This window comes from Bacillus sp. MM09(2025), assembly GCF_050496725.1.
Taxonomy (GTDB): domain Bacteria; phylum Bacillota; class Bacilli; order Bacillales; family Bacillaceae; genus Bacillus; species Bacillus pumilus.
Genome location: NZ_JBNWEN010000003.1, coordinates 326,843 through 341,057 on the forward strand (window position 1 = coordinate 326,843; position 14,215 = coordinate 341,057).

The 14,215-nt window shown below is 42.7% G+C and carries 15 protein-coding genes; 14 read left to right on the forward strand and 1 reads right to left on the reverse strand.

What is annotated here, in order from left to right; translation table 11 throughout:
• The first annotated feature begins 12 nt into the window (after window positions 1-12).
• The 3 genes from ACQYAC_RS05950 (at window position 13) to ypjB (ending at window position 2,343) form a co-directional block, all read left to right on the forward strand.
• Window positions 13-780 (forward strand): menaquinol-cytochrome c reductase cytochrome b/c subunit, encoded by a 768-nt coding sequence (locus ACQYAC_RS05950; protein ID WP_003215888.1) that lies wholly within the window; start codon window positions 13-15, stop codon window positions 778-780.
• 100 nt (window positions 781-880) lie between these two features.
• Window positions 881-1,474 carry a DUF1405 domain-containing protein gene (locus ACQYAC_RS05955; protein WP_058014824.1) on the forward strand — a complete coding sequence of 198 codons (594 nt, stop codon included), beginning with the start codon at window positions 881-883 and terminating at the stop codon, window positions 1,472-1,474.
• A 65-nt stretch (window positions 1,475-1,539) separates the two neighbouring features.
• Entirely contained in the window at window positions 1,540-2,343 is an 804-nt protein-coding gene (gene ypjB, locus ACQYAC_RS05960; protein ID WP_044141118.1) for a sporulation protein YpjB, read from the forward strand.
• A gap of 30 nt (window positions 2,344-2,373) precedes the next feature.
• On the opposite strand, the gene ACQYAC_RS05965 is transcribed toward ypjB, so the two are convergent.
• Window positions 2,374-3,246: a YitT family protein gene (locus tag ACQYAC_RS05965; RefSeq protein ID WP_003215598.1), complete on the reverse strand. Its 873-nt coding sequence runs from the start codon at window positions 3,244-3,246 to the stop codon at window positions 2,374-2,376.
• A 137-nt stretch (window positions 3,247-3,383) separates the two neighbouring features.
• On the opposite strand from ACQYAC_RS05965, the gene ACQYAC_RS05970 reads away from it, so the two are divergent.
• The 11 genes from ACQYAC_RS05970 to dinG all read left to right on the forward strand — a co-directional run bounded on the left by ACQYAC_RS05970 (window position 3,384) and on the right by dinG (window position 14,137).
• Window positions 3,384-3,719 carry a nucleotide pyrophosphohydrolase gene (locus ACQYAC_RS05970; RefSeq protein WP_003215805.1) on the forward strand — a complete coding sequence of 112 codons (336 nt, stop codon included), beginning with the start codon at window positions 3,384-3,386 and terminating at the stop codon, window positions 3,717-3,719.
• 5 nt (window positions 3,720-3,724) lie between these two features.
• Window positions 3,725-4,528 (forward strand): 4-hydroxy-tetrahydrodipicolinate reductase, encoded by an 804-nt coding sequence (gene dapB / locus ACQYAC_RS05975; RefSeq protein ID WP_058014826.1) that lies wholly within the window; start codon window positions 3,725-3,727, stop codon window positions 4,526-4,528.
• 17 nt (window positions 4,529-4,545) lie between these two features.
• Window positions 4,546-4,965: a methylglyoxal synthase gene (gene mgsA / locus ACQYAC_RS05980; protein ID WP_050943855.1), complete on the forward strand. Its 420-nt coding sequence runs from the start codon at window positions 4,546-4,548 to the stop codon at window positions 4,963-4,965.
• Window positions 4,952-5,656: a bacillithiol biosynthesis deacetylase BshB1 gene (gene bshB1 / locus ACQYAC_RS05985; protein WP_180310600.1), complete on the forward strand. Its 705-nt coding sequence runs from the start codon at window positions 4,952-4,954 to the stop codon at window positions 5,654-5,656. Before mgsA ends, bshB1 begins: the two co-directional genes overlap by 14 nt.
• 2 nt (window positions 5,657-5,658) lie before the next feature.
• A complete protein-coding gene (gene bshA / locus ACQYAC_RS05990; RefSeq protein WP_429942909.1) occupies window positions 5,659-6,804 on the forward strand; it encodes an N-acetyl-alpha-D-glucosaminyl L-malate synthase BshA in 1,146 nt (381 codons plus the stop codon).
• Window positions 6,797-7,999, forward strand: a complete 1,203-nt coding sequence (locus tag ACQYAC_RS05995) for a CCA tRNA nucleotidyltransferase (RefSeq protein WP_268496950.1) — start codon at window positions 6,797-6,799, stop codon at window positions 7,997-7,999. Before bshA ends, ACQYAC_RS05995 begins: the two co-directional genes overlap by 8 nt.
• Window positions 7,972-8,955, forward strand: coding sequence for a biotin--[acetyl-CoA-carboxylase] ligase (locus tag ACQYAC_RS06000; protein ID WP_429942910.1), 984 nt, complete (start codon window positions 7,972-7,974; stop codon window positions 8,953-8,955). The genes ACQYAC_RS05995 and ACQYAC_RS06000 overlap by 28 nt, the downstream gene beginning before the upstream one ends.
• Window positions 8,956-9,152: 197 nt before the next feature.
• Window positions 9,153-9,992, forward strand: a complete 840-nt coding sequence (panB, locus tag ACQYAC_RS06005; RefSeq protein WP_058014831.1) for a 3-methyl-2-oxobutanoate hydroxymethyltransferase — start codon at window positions 9,153-9,155, stop codon at window positions 9,990-9,992.
• On the forward strand, window positions 9,989-10,855 hold the full coding sequence (panC, locus tag ACQYAC_RS06010) for a pantoate--beta-alanine ligase (protein WP_429942911.1): 867 nt from the start codon (window positions 9,989-9,991) through the stop codon (window positions 10,853-10,855). Before panB ends, panC begins: the two co-directional genes overlap by 4 nt.
• Entirely contained in the window at window positions 10,848-11,231 is a 384-nt protein-coding gene (gene panD / locus ACQYAC_RS06015) for an aspartate 1-decarboxylase (RefSeq protein ID WP_034620444.1), read from the forward strand. Before panC ends, panD begins: the two co-directional genes overlap by 8 nt.
• Before the next feature lie 113 nt (window positions 11,232-11,344).
• Window positions 11,345-14,137 (forward strand): ATP-dependent DNA helicase DinG, encoded by a 2,793-nt coding sequence (gene dinG / locus ACQYAC_RS06020; RefSeq protein WP_429942912.1) that lies wholly within the window; start codon window positions 11,345-11,347, stop codon window positions 14,135-14,137.
• Window positions 14,138-14,215 lie beyond the last annotated feature (78 nt).

Here is a 14,215-nt window from a genome sequence, read left to right on the forward strand (position 1 = left end):
GAGGGGATGACTTTGCATAGGGGAAAAGGGATGAAGTTTGTCGGAGACTCTAGAATTCCGGCAGAAAGAAAACCTAACATACCTAAAGACTATTCCGAATATCCGGGAAAAACAGAAGCCTTTTGGCCGAACTTTCTTTTAAAGGAATGGCTTGTAGGTGCCGTTTTTTTAATTGGATTTCTTGTCCTAACTGTGGTTCATGCACCTCCGCTTGAGCGGATGGCTGATCCAACAGATACCGGCTATATTCCGCTGCCAGACTGGTATTTCTTATTCTTGTACCAGTTATTAAAATATGAATTTGCTGCAGGCGGCTATACGGTAGTTGGTGCGATGATTATGCCTGGGATTGCGTTTGGTGCACTGTTGCTCGCACCATTTCTTGATTCTGGTCCTGAACGCAGACCGTATAGAAGACCGGTTGCAGTGGGGATGATGATCCTTGCAGTCGGCGCAGCAACATATTTAACGTGGGAGTCTGTTGCTACTCATGATTGGGAAGCAGCGGCAAAGCAAGGTGAAATTAAGAAAGAAGCAGAAATTGACACCTCAGCGGAAGAGTATAAAATTTATCAGGAGCAGACATGTATCTCCTGTCATGGGGATAACATGCAGGGCGGAGCAGCCGGACCGTCACTTGTTGACAACGGTCTTGCACCTGAGGAGATCGCTAAGATTGCTGTTGAAGGAAAAGGCAACATGCCTAAGGGTATCTTTAAAGGCAGCGATGAAGAACTTGAAAAGCTGTCTAAATATTTATCTGAGGTCAAATCTAAATAATTCAGTTGTTTAAATGCAAGTACAAGGATATACTCAAAAGAGAAAAAGCTGGCGCTGTCAGCTTTTTTCTGATTTTAATAGATCGTGAGTGAAGAGACATATGAGATGGATTCAATATCTGCTAGCCACGCGCTACATGCTTGTGTTAGTCTTGATGATCAATTTCCTTGGCACTGTGTACGGCTACTATTGGTATATTCCACAGCTTGTAGAGACGCCGGCTATCTTTTTAGCTTTTGTTCCAGACAGTCCAACGGCAAGCTTTTTCTTTTTATTTGTTCTACTTGCGTTTTTGATGAAACGAAACGCTCCTTATTTTGAAGCACTTGCCCTTGTGACCTTAATTAAGTACGGGTTATGGGCTGTAGGCATGAATATCTTTGTCCTTTTATCTGTGGATGACTTTCCGTGGGAAGGGTACATGCTGATTGGGTCCCACTTTGCGATGGCGGTTCAAGCTGTATTGTTTGCACCGTATTATCGTTTTAAAATGCGTCATTTGGTGGTAGCTGGCATATGGATTTTACATAATGATGTGATTGATTATGTATTTGGTATGATGCCGCGTTATTCTATGCTGTCTGCCTATACAAACGAGATCGGCTACGTCACGTTTTGGTTGAGCATTGCCGTTCTTCTTGTTTCATATTATCTCGTCCTATCGAAAAAATCGATCAAGCTTGAACTCCCTTAACAATATTGGTCTAACCTTGTCCTTTTCTTCATACGCTGTATGGAGAAGGGCTAGGAGGGACTTGCATGAAACGAAAGCCAATCGCGATGATTCTATTATTTTTTCTCGTATTACAGCCATCTGTTGCCAAAGGCGAGGAAACAGCCGCTAGTGTGCTGCAAGAATTAACGGAACTATCAGATTCAATCTTTCAACTAACGAGACAAGCTAAATATGATGAGGCGTTACAGGTCGCATTGTATGTTGAAAAGACATTTAAAGCTGAGAATTGGCGCGGAACTCTGACAAATACTCAGATTCGGCAAATTACAGTTGGCTATCAAGATATCATAAAAGGGCTGCCGCAGGAAGAATTGAATGAGCGCGAAAAGCTTCGTTATGCCTCTCAGTTTAGAATGCTGCTCGATGCGATCCAGTCAGATTCTGAGCCGCTTTGGGGTTCGCTGGAGAAGCCCATTATGGGGTCTTTTCCTACGTTGAAAAAAGAAGTGAAGGATCCGGAGTCGACGACGTTTTATGAAACTTGGAATGAGCTGGTTTCTTTATACGATATGATCTATCCGAGTTTAACCATTGATGTTTCGCCTGAAAAGCTGCAAACGATTAAGCAGCATATGGAAGTGATTGAGCAAGGTGAATTTTTAAAAGCATCAAGTGGGACAAAGCTTGAGCGCCTTACGAAGCTTGAAGAGGATTTATCGAGTGTATTTGCCCACGTTGATCAAGATGAGGCTGACCCATCGCTTTTATGGGTCATTTTAACAACGGGAAGTATCATTTTATTAACATTAACGTATGTTGGATTTAGGAAATACCGTGCTGAAAAAGAGAAGAAGCAAAAGCGACAAGCTGATTATCCGAAATCATAAAAAAGAAGCACCATTTTTGGGCTTCTTTTTTTAATGCGGATTGAGCGGCTTTTTGTGTTCATCTAATGTGAAGCCTTCACCAAGCACATCATGCACGTCACTGACGGATACAAACGCATGAGGATCGACTGAGGTCACGACGCTTTTAAGATGGACAAGCTCGTTTTTCGGGACGACGCAATAAAGAACGTTGCGCTCCTGTTTTGTATAGGAACCGACCCCTTTTAAAATGGTGACACCCCGCTCCATTTCCTCTGTGATTTTCTTTTGAATGATGTCATCTTTTTCAGATATGATCATGGCGCCTTTGGCTGCGTAAGCGCCTTCTTGCATGAAGTCAATGACCTTCGCAGCAACAAATACTGCGACGAGTGTATACATGGCTTCTTTGTAATTTAAATAAGTAAGAGAAATCGTAATGACGCAAGCGTCGAAGATGAACATTGTTCGTCCCATAGCCACCTGATAATGCTTGTTGATGAGTCTTGCGATGATGTCAACACCGCCGGTAGTACCGCCGAACTTAAAGATGATCCCGAGGCCTGTTCCGATAAACACGCCAGCAAAGAGCGCGGCTAGGGCCAAATCGTGCTGGAGAGGCATATGTATTTGAAAGCGCTGGAAAATGGCAAGAAAGACAGAAAGACTGACGGTTCCTACAATTGTATAAGTAAACATGGTTCTGCCGAGCATTTTCCAGCCGATAAAAAAGATCGGAATGTTTAAGACAAGGTTTGAAATGGATGGGTCAATGTGGAATAGAAAATATAAAAGCAGTGTAATACCTGTAAATCCGCCTTCCGCCAAATTGTTCTGCATATTAAAATGAACAAGACCGAAAGAAAAAATCGCAGATCCTATTAAAATAAATACGATATTTTTAAGACGAATTTCTTTTAGCAAGAGACCACTCCTTTTTTTGCTTAGACAGCGATAATATTATATGGTATGGGAGAGAAACAAGCAAACTGAGTTTTAAACATTTGTCAAATATTTATGATTTCGCTAACATGTAAGAGATGGATAGGAGGATGAGCTTCATGACGAATGAAAAAACGCTGCGTCACGTGCAGCAAGAAGTAGATGATTACATAGGACAATTTAAAGAAGGTTACTTCAGCCCGCTTGCTATGATGGCCCGTCTAACAGAAGAATTAGGTGAGCTAGCAAGAGAGGTTAACCATTACTATGGAGAAAAGCCGAAAAAAACAACGGAAACGGAAAAAAGCATGGAAGAAGAAATTGGCGATGTTTTGTTTGTATTAACATGTCTCGCTAATTCACTAGATATATCACTAGAGGAAGCACATGATCGTGTGATGCATAAATTCAATACAAGAGACAAAGACCGCTGGACGAAAAAAGAAGGGAAGTAGAGACGATGACGAACCAAACCATCAAAGTAGTAATCGCTGGAGCAAGAGGAAGAATGGGGATAGAAGCTGTGAAGCTGGCAGAAGAAACGAGCCATTTTGAGCTTGTGGCAGCCCTTGATCACGCGCACGAAGGAAAAAAATTATCTGATGTGATTCATACGACATCTGAGGCGCCAATTTATACAGATATTGATGTGTGTCTTTCAGAGACAGCACCTGATGTATTAATTGATTTGACGACACCAGAAATTGGGAAAGTACATACTAAAAAGGCACTTGAACATGGCGTGCGTCCAGTCGTCGGGACCACTGGATTTTCTGAAGCTGACCTGAAAGAGCTCCAGCAATTAACAGAAGAAAAGGGCATAGGCTGCATTATTGCGCCAAACTTTGCTGTCGGTGCGGTCTTAATGATGAAGTTTGCCAAAATGGCAGCGAATTATTTTCCTGACGTTGAAATCATTGAGCTTCACCATGATAAAAAACTAGATGCCCCGAGCGGTACTGGGCTTAAAACAGCTGAAATGATTGCAGAAGTCAGGGAAAGCAAAAAGCAAGGACATCCAGAAGAGAAAGAATTAATCGAAGGTGCACGAGGTGCAGATTATGACGGTATCCGTCTGCACAGCGTAAGACTTCCGGGTATGATCGCACATCAAGAAGTACTGTTTGGAATGGACGGACAGACGCTTACCATTCGTCATGATTCTTATAACCGTGCCTCGTTTATGTCAGGTGTAAAGCTTTCAGTTGAACAAGTCATGCACATTGATCAGCTCGTCTATGGTTTAGAAAATATCATCGACTAATAAGGAGTGGATTCCTGATGAACATTGCTTTAATCGCTCACGATAAGAAAAAAAGTGACATGATCCAATTTGCTATTGCGTACCGTGATATATTGGCAAATCATACACTTTACGCAACAGGGACAACAGGTTTGAGAGTGAAAGAAGCGACGGGGCTTCCCATTCATCGTTTTCAGTCAGGACCACTTGGGGGAGATCAGCAGATTGGTGCTTTAATTGCTGATAATGCAATGGACCTTGTGCTCTTTTTTAGAGACCCGCTTACAGCGCAGCCGCATGAACCAGATGTATCTGCACTCATTCGGCTTTGCGATGTGTATACCATTCCACTTGCCACCAATATGGGGACGGCTGAAATTTTAGTCAGGAATTTAAATAAAGGTACGTTTGATTTTCGAGATGTAGCAAAAAACGGAGGAACAAATGAAACGACTTGATATCCTTGCATTCGGAGCCCATAGCGATGATGTAGAGATCGGTATGGGCGGAACGATTGCAAAATACGTAAAAAAAGGGGCACGTGTCGGGATTTGCGACTTGACCCAGGCTGAATTATCCTCGAATGGAACGGTAGAGAGCCGTAAAGAGGAAGCGAAAGCGGCTGCCGCCATTTTAGGCGTGTCAACGCGAATCCAGCTCACACTGCCAGACAGAGGGCTTTATTTAAATGACGAAGCAATGAAAGACATTGCGGGCGTGATTCGTACATACAAACCAAAACTAATTTTTGCTCCGCATCACCAAGATCGGCATCCAGATCATGGTCATGCGGGTTCACTTGTAGAAGAGGCTGCTTTTTCGGCAGGGATACATAAATTTGAAGATTCATACAAGCAGCCAGCGCATAAAATAAGTCAAATGTATTATTACATGATTAATGGCCATCATCGTCCAGATTTTGTGATTGATATTTCTGAGGAAATGCATCAAAAGATTGATAGCCTGCATGCGTATCGAAGCCAATTTGTGAAATCGGCGAATTCAGTTGAGACACCTCTTGTGAACGGGTATATTGATTTTGTCAAAATGAGAGAGTCTATGTATGGAAGAGAAGTCAATAAAGCTTATGCAGAAGGGTTTATCACAAAGAAACCACTTTTGATCGATGACGACTTACTTGGGGGGTAATTATGAAAAAACTGAAGGTCGGAATCACTTGTTATCCAAGTGTCGGCGGCTCTGGCATTATTGCGACGGAACTTGGAAAACGTTTAGCTGAAAAAGGGCACGATGTTCATTTCATTACCTCAAGTATTCCGTTTAGGCTCAATAAAGTGTATCCGAATATTTATTTTCATGAGGTGGATGTCAATCAATACGCTGTTTTCCAATATCCGCCTTATGACCTTGCATTAGCAAGTAAATTGGCAGAAGTCGCAAGACGAGAGAAGCTTGATATTATTCACGCGCACTATGCGGTGCCTCACGCCGTCTGTGCGTACTTAGCGAAGCAAATGATGGGACACTCTGTAAAAGTCGTCACGACGCTTCATGGGACGGATATTACGGTATTAGGCTATGATCCATCACTAAAGGAAGTCATTCGCTTTGCGATCGAATCATCAGATCGGGTAACGGCGGTGTCGCATTCATTAGCTGCGCAGACGTACGACCTCATCAAACCAAATAAAAAGATCGAAACAATCCATAATTTCGTCGATGAGCGTGTATACTTGCGTGAAGATCACGATGTGCTGAAGAGACACTATGGTCTTTTACATGATGAAAAGGTCGTCATCCATGTATCGAATTTCCGCAAGGTGAAGCGGGTGCATGATGTCATTCATGTGTTTAAAAAAATCTCTGAACAGGTGAATGCAAAACTGCTGCTCATTGGGGACGGTCCAGAAAAATCGGTTGTTTGCGAACTCGTGAAAAAGCTAGGGCTGACAGACCGCGTGTTATTTTTAGGGAAGCAAGAGAAAGTAGAAGAGCTGTATTCCATCAGTGATTTGAAGCTGCTTCTATCTGAGAAAGAGAGCTTCGGACTTGTGCTTCTTGAGGCAATGGCATGTGGTGTCCCGTGTATTGGGACTGATGTTGGCGGGATTCCAGAAGTCATTACACATGGGGAAACAGGTTTCCTTGTCCCGCTCGGCGATATAGAAGCGGCAGCTAAACACGCAGTCTCTATACTGAAAGACAAAGCGCTTCATGAGCAAGTGTCGGCGGCGGCCCAGTCTAGCGTTCAAGCCCATTTCTCTTCTGAAAAAATTGTGAGTGAATATGAAGAGCTTTACCTAGAATTGATCGAAGGTGATGATGAACATGAATGAACCATTCACACATGCGATCCCTATTTTACATACACTGCACGAACATGGGCATCAGGCTTACTTTGTCGGCGGAGCAGTGAGAGATGTCCTTTTAGGCAGGGAAATCGGCGATATCGATATAGCAACGGATGCAACGCCTGATACGGTCGAGTCTTTATTTGAAAAAACAGTTGATGTTGGCAAAGAGCATGGCACTGTCATTGTGTTACATGATGGGATTAGCTATGAGGTGACAACGTTTCGAACTGAATCAGAATATGAAGATTTTCGCAGACCGAAAGAAGTGGCGTTTATCACATCCTTGAAGGAAGATCTTTTAAGAAGAGATTTAACGATCAATGCGATGGCCATGGATATAAATGGGGAGATCATTGACCATGTAGGGGGCAAACAGGATATTGAGCGGAAACGAATTCAAACCGTAGGAGATCCTGCGTGCCGCTTTCAAGAAGATGCGCTTCGGATGATGAGAGCGGTCCGTTTTTTAAGCCAGCTTGGTTTTGAGCTCGCTGCAGAAACGGCTGAGGCAATGGAAAAAGATAAGCATCTCCTTGCCAACATATCCGTTGAACGCAAAAAGATTGAAATGGAAAAGCTTTTAAAAGGACGTTATTGTGAGCGGGCGATCAAAGTGCTCATTTCTACCAAATTGTATGAAGAATTGCCGGGTCTCAAAAAGGATCGTCTACAAGAATCTTTTCAGTCATTTCCGTATTATTTACTGGATGGACTGGAAGAAGTATGGGGAGCTGTTATCCATTTGTTTGGCTTAGATGAAGAGGAGGCTGTGCTCTTCTTAAAAGAATGGAAGCTGTCAACAAAGCTATTAAAAGACGCGGTGGCCATTAGCCGATACGTCGATTGTGACTGGGATGCGGAGAAGATGTTCGAGGCTGGTGAACACGTGCTCTTATCTAGCTTGAAGATCACACAGCTAAAACACGAGCGCCGCATTTTCTTTGACGAGCTGGAGGCTGCGAAGCGTTCTTATGATGCACTGCCGATTAAAACGCTTCAAGACCTCGCTGTTTCAGGTAAAGATTTAATGGCCTTTCGGCAAAAGACATCAGGAAAATGGATCGCAGAAGAGCTTAATTTGGTGAAAAATGCCGTTCTGCACAATCATTTGGAAAACCGAAAAGAAGCCATAGAGGAGTGGCTTACAGCATGCGATCAGCAATTAGAAAACGATTAATCGAACTATTTACAGCATCTAGTCAGGACTTTGTTTCAAGTCAGCAAATATGTGATGAGCTTGGCTGTTCTCGAACGGCTGTCTGGAAGCATATAGAGGACCTTAGAAAAGAGGGCTATGAGGTAGAAGCCGTCAGAAGAAAAGGATATCGCCTGTTACGTAAACCGGACAAAATTAGTGAGGACGAAATTCTGTTTGGTCTCGACACAGAGAGCTTTGGCAGACACATTTATTTTCAGAAAGAAGTCGCTTCCACACAGCTGATTGCCCATGATCTTGTAAATGAAGGTGCGCCCCACGGCACGCTCGTTGTCAGTGATCATCAGACAAACGGGAAAGGCCGCCTTCAAAGAACGTGGCATTCACCAAATGGGACAGGCATTTGGATGAGTCTCATTCTACGCCCTGAAATTCCGCTGCACAAAGCGCCGCAGATGACGCTTTTGGCATCTGTAGCCATCGCAGAAGCTATTGCAGAGCAAACAGGACTCAGCCCCTCTATTAAATGGCCAAATGATATTTTGCTAAACGGGAAAAAAGTCGTTGGTATTTTGACTGAATTAAAAGCAGAGGCGGATCAGGTTCATGCTGTGATTATTGGACCGGGCATTAATGTGAATCAAACGGCAGATGACTTTCCGGATGAACTAAAGGATGTCGCTACGAGCATGCGAATGGAACTGAATGAAAAAGTGGACCGTGCTGCGCTCATCCAACAGATCATGTTCACATTTGAAAAAAGGTATGCTGATTATATGAACCATGGATTTGCGCCCATTAAACAATTATGGGAATCGTTTGCGATGACGATCGGTCAGCATATTGTGGCCCGTACCGTCAATGGGCAATACACTGGAAAAGCGCTCGGAATCAATGAAGAAGGTGTTTTATTGCTTGAAACGGAGGAAGGGATCCAAAAAATCTACTCCGCAGACATCGAGATCAAGTCAACTTAAGTGGAACACCCGGCACATTTTTGATATACTTCGTGTGGGCAGTATCTGAAAAGAGCTGTACCTGTTAGAAACAAAAATTTGATAAATTTCTGCCTTGATCCTAAGGGACTTGGACAGAGGGATGATTCGCCGCGCATGAGAGATCAAAACATGTGATGTGAGGCAAGCCATCTCCTCTCCAGAATGAGGAGGAACAAATGAAGACAAAGCTAGATTTTTTCAAAATGAAAGAACAAAATGAACCGATTGTAATGCTGACAGCATACGACTATCCATCTGCAAAGCAAGCAGAAAAAGCGGAAGTCGACATGATCTTAGTCGGTGATTCACTTGGGATGGTTGTACTTGGATTAGATTCGACAGTACAAGTCACGATCGATGACATGATTCATCACACAAAAGCAGTGAAAAGAGGCGCAAAAGACACATTTATTGTGACGGATATGCCATTTATGTCTTACCATTATTCATTAGCAGAAACATTGAAAAACGCAGCACGCATCATGCAAGAAAGCGGTGCGGATGCCTTAAAGCTAGAAGGTGGAGATGGAGTATTTGAATCCATTCAAGCCCTTACAAGAGGCGGAATTCCTGTCGTCAGTCATTTAGGCCTCACACCTCAGTCAGTTGGAGTACTTGGCGGGTATAAAGTGCAAGGAAAAGACCACGAAAGTGCGCAGAAATTGATAGAAGACAGCTTAAAATGTGAGGAAGCTGGTGCGATTGCACTTGTGCTTGAATGCGTACCTGGTGAACTGACAAAACGAATTACCGACATGCTGAAGATTCCTGTCATCGGGATTGGTGCAGGGGCTGAGGCAGACGGACAAGTTCTCGTTTACCATGATGTGGTAGGATACGGCGTGTCTAGGACACCTAAGTTTGTGAAACAATACGCGCAAATTGATACTGTATTAGAAGAAGCGCTTATTCAATATACAAAAGAAGTAAAAGCACACACATTTCCAGAAGACAAGCATACATTTCATATCAAAGAAGAAGTCCTTGATGGTTTATATGGGGGTATCAAAAAATGAACGTTGTCACCCATATTCACGAGTTGAAGGAATTGATCAAGCTGCATCAAGAAAAACAGCATTCCATCGGCTTTGTCCCAACGATGGGCTTTCTTCATGAAGGACATCTGACGCTTGCGAAAGAAGCAAGGGATCAAAATGACATTGTGGTAATGAGTATTTTTGTCAATCCCTTGCAATTTGGACCGAACGAAGACTTTGAATCCTATCCAAGGGATATGGAAAGAGATCAGCGCCTTGCAGAAGAAGCAGGGGTAGATATTTTATTTACACCTGATGTGAAAGAAATGTATCCAAATGAACCATCGATCACGATGACGGTTCAAAAGCGGACTGATGTCTTATGCGGGAAAAAACGTCCAGGACATTTCAACGGTGTTGTTACTGTGCTTACAAAACTATTTCATCTTGTAGCACCAACAAATGTATACTTTGGTCTAAAGGATGCACAGCAAGTCGCTGTGATCGATGCGATGATCAAGGATTTCTTCTTTGATCTTCACCTCGTCTCAGTGCCGACAGTTAGGGAAGAAGACGGTTTAGCGAAAAGTTCAAGAAATGTGTACTTGTCTGATAAAGAAAGACAAGAAGCTCCTGCTTTGTACCGCGCATTGAAAAAAGGACAGTCAGCGGTTGAAAAAGGTGAACGTGACGTCAGTCGCATTTATCAGTTGGTAGAAGAGGAAATTCTTCAAACTAGCGGGGAAATTGATTATATCGAGATTTACTCTTATCCAGAGCTTGAGCCGCTTCAGCAGTTAGCAGGTCAGGTCATCATTGCGATTGCGGTGAAATTCTCACGGGCAAGAGTGATTGATAATGTGATATTCCATGTTCCTGAAAGCGGTGAAAAGCATGTATAGAACCTTTATGACTTCTAAACTTCATAAAGCGACAGTAACAGAAGCAAACTTACATTATGTAGGAAGCATCACCATTGACGAAGATTTACTTGATGCGGCAGGTATGATGGCAAATGAGAAAGTACAGATTGTCAATAATCATAATGGCGCGAGACTTGAAACATATATTATTCCCGGTGAAAGAAAGAGCGGTGTCATTTGTCTAAATGGCGCAGCAGCAAGATTGGTTCAGCCGGGGGATGAAGTGATTATTATTGCTTATGGGATGCTTTCAGAAGAAGAAGCAAAGACACATACACCAAAAGTGGTCGTGTTAAATAAAGAAAATCAAATTGAACAAATGATTGGGCAAGAGCCTGCGAGAACGATTTTATAACGTATGCTCCAATGAAACAGAACAGTTTAAGCAAAGAAGCTGTTCTGTTTCAGCTATTTTTGCCCAGAGCGTGTTTCACTTTGAGTGGAACGAGGAATTGAGGTGTCCATTTTATGGCCGATCAAAGGTTTGTTGTCGTTGATATTGAAACCACCGGAAATTCACCTAAGAAGGGTGATAAAATCATTCAAATTGCTGCGGTGGTCATTGAAAATGGACAAATTGTCGAACGGTATTCAAAATATGTGAACCCGGGAAAAACGATCCCTGGATTTATTGAACAGCTGACAGGCATTCAGCAGCATATGGTAGACGATGCAGTGTTTTTTGAGGACATTGCCCAAGAGGTGTATGATCTCATTCAAGGCGCTTATTTTGTTGCGCACAATGTTCATTTTGACTTGAACTTTTTAAATGATGAACTAAAAGCATGCGGGAAAAATGAGCTGGATGTGCTAGCGATTGATACAGTTGAAATTTCTAGAATTCTTTATCCAGAGCTTGAAGGCTATAAGCTCACTGAATTAAGTGAAGAGCTCATGCTTCCACATGACCATCCGCACAGGGCGGATAGTGATGCGGAAGTTACTGCCATGTTATTTTTAACCTTACTCCATCAATTAACACATACACCGTCAAATGTGCTTAAGCAGCTGCGCAGATTATCCTCTTATCTCTTAAGTGATATTGGATTTTTAATCCAGCAGCTTGAAATGAGTGATGCCAGCCGTGAAGATTCTTTGGTAGAAGTAGGCTCTTTTGCTGTTAAAGATGTCACCAATTCTGAAAAGGATACGACAGATTCAGTAGGGGAAGACGATGAACAGCTGTTTGAGGAGATAAAAAAGAAGCTTCCCCAAACGGTGGAAGGCTATGAAGTAAGAGAAGGCCAGCTCAAGATGATGAATAAAGTAAGAGATGTGTTTCATGAAAGAGCTTATGCTTTAATTGAAGCGGCACCAGGTATTGGAAAAACGCTGGCATACCTCATACCAGCCGCATTAGAAGCAAAAAAATCAGGAAAACCTGTCATTATTAGTACATATTCCATTCTTTTGCAGCAGCAAATGCTTCAGCGTGATGTGCCGATTTTAAATCAATTGCTTCCGTTTGAGCCAGCAGCCTGTGTATTCAAAGGCCGGGCGCATTATATTTGCTTAGATAAGTTTGAGCATGTGCTGCATGAGGAAGATGATAACTATGATGTGGTCTTAACGAAGGCGCAAATATTAATGTGGCTCCTTGTGACAGAAACGGGTGATTTATCTGAACTAAATTTACCTTCAGGAGCTGCCAATATAAGAGACCGGATATCGTGTGTGCACATGCCATTTACATCGAAAAAGCGCCGCTTTAAGGAATATTGCTTTTATGAGCGTGCAAAAAGAAGGGCGAAAACAGCTGATTTAATTTTAACGAATCATCGCTTGCTCTTATCACAAACGGAAGCATCATCTATCTTTCAGCATGCAGACGTATATGTGATTGACGAGGCTCACCAATTTGAGAAAACAGCCAATGAAACGCTAGGGGATAGTGCGTCGTATATCCAGCTTCATGCGAAATTAACACAGCTTGGCTCATTACAGGGCGGTCTGTTAAAGAAGCTGAAAAAGAGATTTCACGGTGCCGGCTTACGAACTGACACCTTTATCGAAATGGATGAGTATCTTCAGCAGCTTCAAATGGAAAGTGACGCCTTCTTTAGTACCGTTCATTCTTTTGTGAAAAGGACAAAACCAAAAGCAGACATCAATCGTCTCATTCATAGAGTACGTCATCAGTCGAAGCATGCGCAGTGGAAACGGATTAAAGAGACGGCAAGTAAGCTTTGTTCCTTGTTAATTGCTTGTGAAAAGCTGTATGAACAGCAAAAAAGCGAGCTTGTTCAAAAAAGTGATCAGCTGACAGAACACTTTGCGTTTGAAGCAGAGGAATACGATCAAGTGATGTCGTTTATGCATACATTTTGCAGTACGCTGTACCGGTTCATTTTTGAACCGAAAAACGATGAAACGGTTTGGATTGAGATCGATGCAAAGGGTGCCAAAAATGCTGTCTTTATGCATGCACAGCCGTTAGATACCGGCGAGCTTTTAGCGGATCGATTTTTTATGAACAAAAAAAGTGTTGTCCTCACATCAGGGACACTCACAATTAATGGTCGTTTTGATTATTGCTTAGAACGATTTGGTCTGCAGGATTTTTATCCGCATCTTGTACAGATTGAGTCACCGTTTGAACTTGAAAAACAGCTCAAGGTGATTGTACCAGCTGATATGCCGCCGATTACGAACCGTGATGAGCGTGACTATGTAAAGCAAGCAGTACGGTACATTAAGATAATGGAAAAGCAGCAACAAGCTAAAATATTGGTGTTGTTTAATTCACATGAGATGTTAAAAGCAGTGTATGATGAACTGAAAACAGAAGGGATGCAAGCCGCCCTTTTTGCCCAAGGTCTGACGGGCGGTAGTCCTGTTAAATTAACGAAGATGTTCAAATTAGCAAAACATGCAATTTTACTTGGTACGGGTAGTTTTTGGGAAGGTGTCGATTTTCCTGGATCAGAGCTGACAACAGTTATTATGGCACGTCTTCCGTTTCGGCCGCCTGATTCACCGCTCATTGAAGCAAAATGTGATGCCGCTAAAAAACAGGGGAAGAACCCGTTTAAAGCCGTTGCTCTCCCAGAAGCTGTGTTAACCTTTAAACAAGGTGCAGGACGCTTGCTGCGCTCTGAAAAGGACATAGGGACATTGCTCATTTTAGACCGCCGAGTGAAAACCGCGTCATATGGAAAGCTATTTTTAGAATCACTCCCTCATGCGCCAGTCCACGAGATGTCAAAAGAATCACTTGAGGCGTATATAGAGAAACTCAAAAACGAAAAGCCGCTGTCATAAGCGGCCTTTAGCTGGTGTGGGTTTGGAGTTAATTTATCGTAACGGCTTTTTGTGTTCCGTTGTAAAAATAGTATCGGT

What these genes read in the sequence shown, in the direction of transcription:
- ACQYAC_RS05955 (WP_058014824.1), top strand. Translation starts at nt 881, where the DNA reads ATGAGATGGATTCAATATCTGCTAGCCACGCGCTACATGCTTGTGTTA.
- ypjB (WP_044141118.1), top strand. Translation starts at nt 1,540, where the DNA reads ATGAAACGAAAGCCAATCGCGATGATTCTATTATTTTTTCTCGTATTA.
- ACQYAC_RS05970 (WP_003215805.1), top strand. Translation starts at nt 3,384, where the DNA reads ATGACGAATGAAAAAACGCTGCGTCACGTGCAGCAAGAAGTAGATGAT.
- dapB (WP_058014826.1), top strand. Translation starts at nt 3,725, where the DNA reads ATGACGAACCAAACCATCAAAGTAGTAATCGCTGGAGCAAGAGGAAGA.
- mgsA (WP_050943855.1), top strand. Translation starts at nt 4,546, where the DNA reads ATGAACATTGCTTTAATCGCTCACGATAAGAAAAAAAGTGACATGATC.
- bshB1 (WP_180310600.1), top strand. Translation starts at nt 4,952, where the DNA reads ATGAAACGACTTGATATCCTTGCATTCGGAGCCCATAGCGATGATGTA.
- bshA (WP_429942909.1), top strand. Translation starts at nt 5,659, where the DNA reads ATGAAAAAACTGAAGGTCGGAATCACTTGTTATCCAAGTGTCGGCGGC.
- ACQYAC_RS05995 (WP_268496950.1), top strand. Translation starts at nt 6,797, where the DNA reads ATGAATGAACCATTCACACATGCGATCCCTATTTTACATACACTGCAC.
- ACQYAC_RS06000 (WP_429942910.1), top strand. Translation starts at nt 7,972, where the DNA reads ATGCGATCAGCAATTAGAAAACGATTAATCGAACTATTTACAGCATCT.
- panB (WP_058014831.1), top strand. Translation starts at nt 9,153, where the DNA reads ATGAAGACAAAGCTAGATTTTTTCAAAATGAAAGAACAAAATGAACCG.
- panC (WP_429942911.1), top strand. Translation starts at nt 9,989, where the DNA reads ATGAACGTTGTCACCCATATTCACGAGTTGAAGGAATTGATCAAGCTG.
- panD (WP_034620444.1), top strand. Translation starts at nt 10,848, where the DNA reads ATGTATAGAACCTTTATGACTTCTAAACTTCATAAAGCGACAGTAACA.
- dinG (WP_429942912.1), top strand. Translation starts at nt 11,345, where the DNA reads ATGGCCGATCAAAGGTTTGTTGTCGTTGATATTGAAACCACCGGAAAT.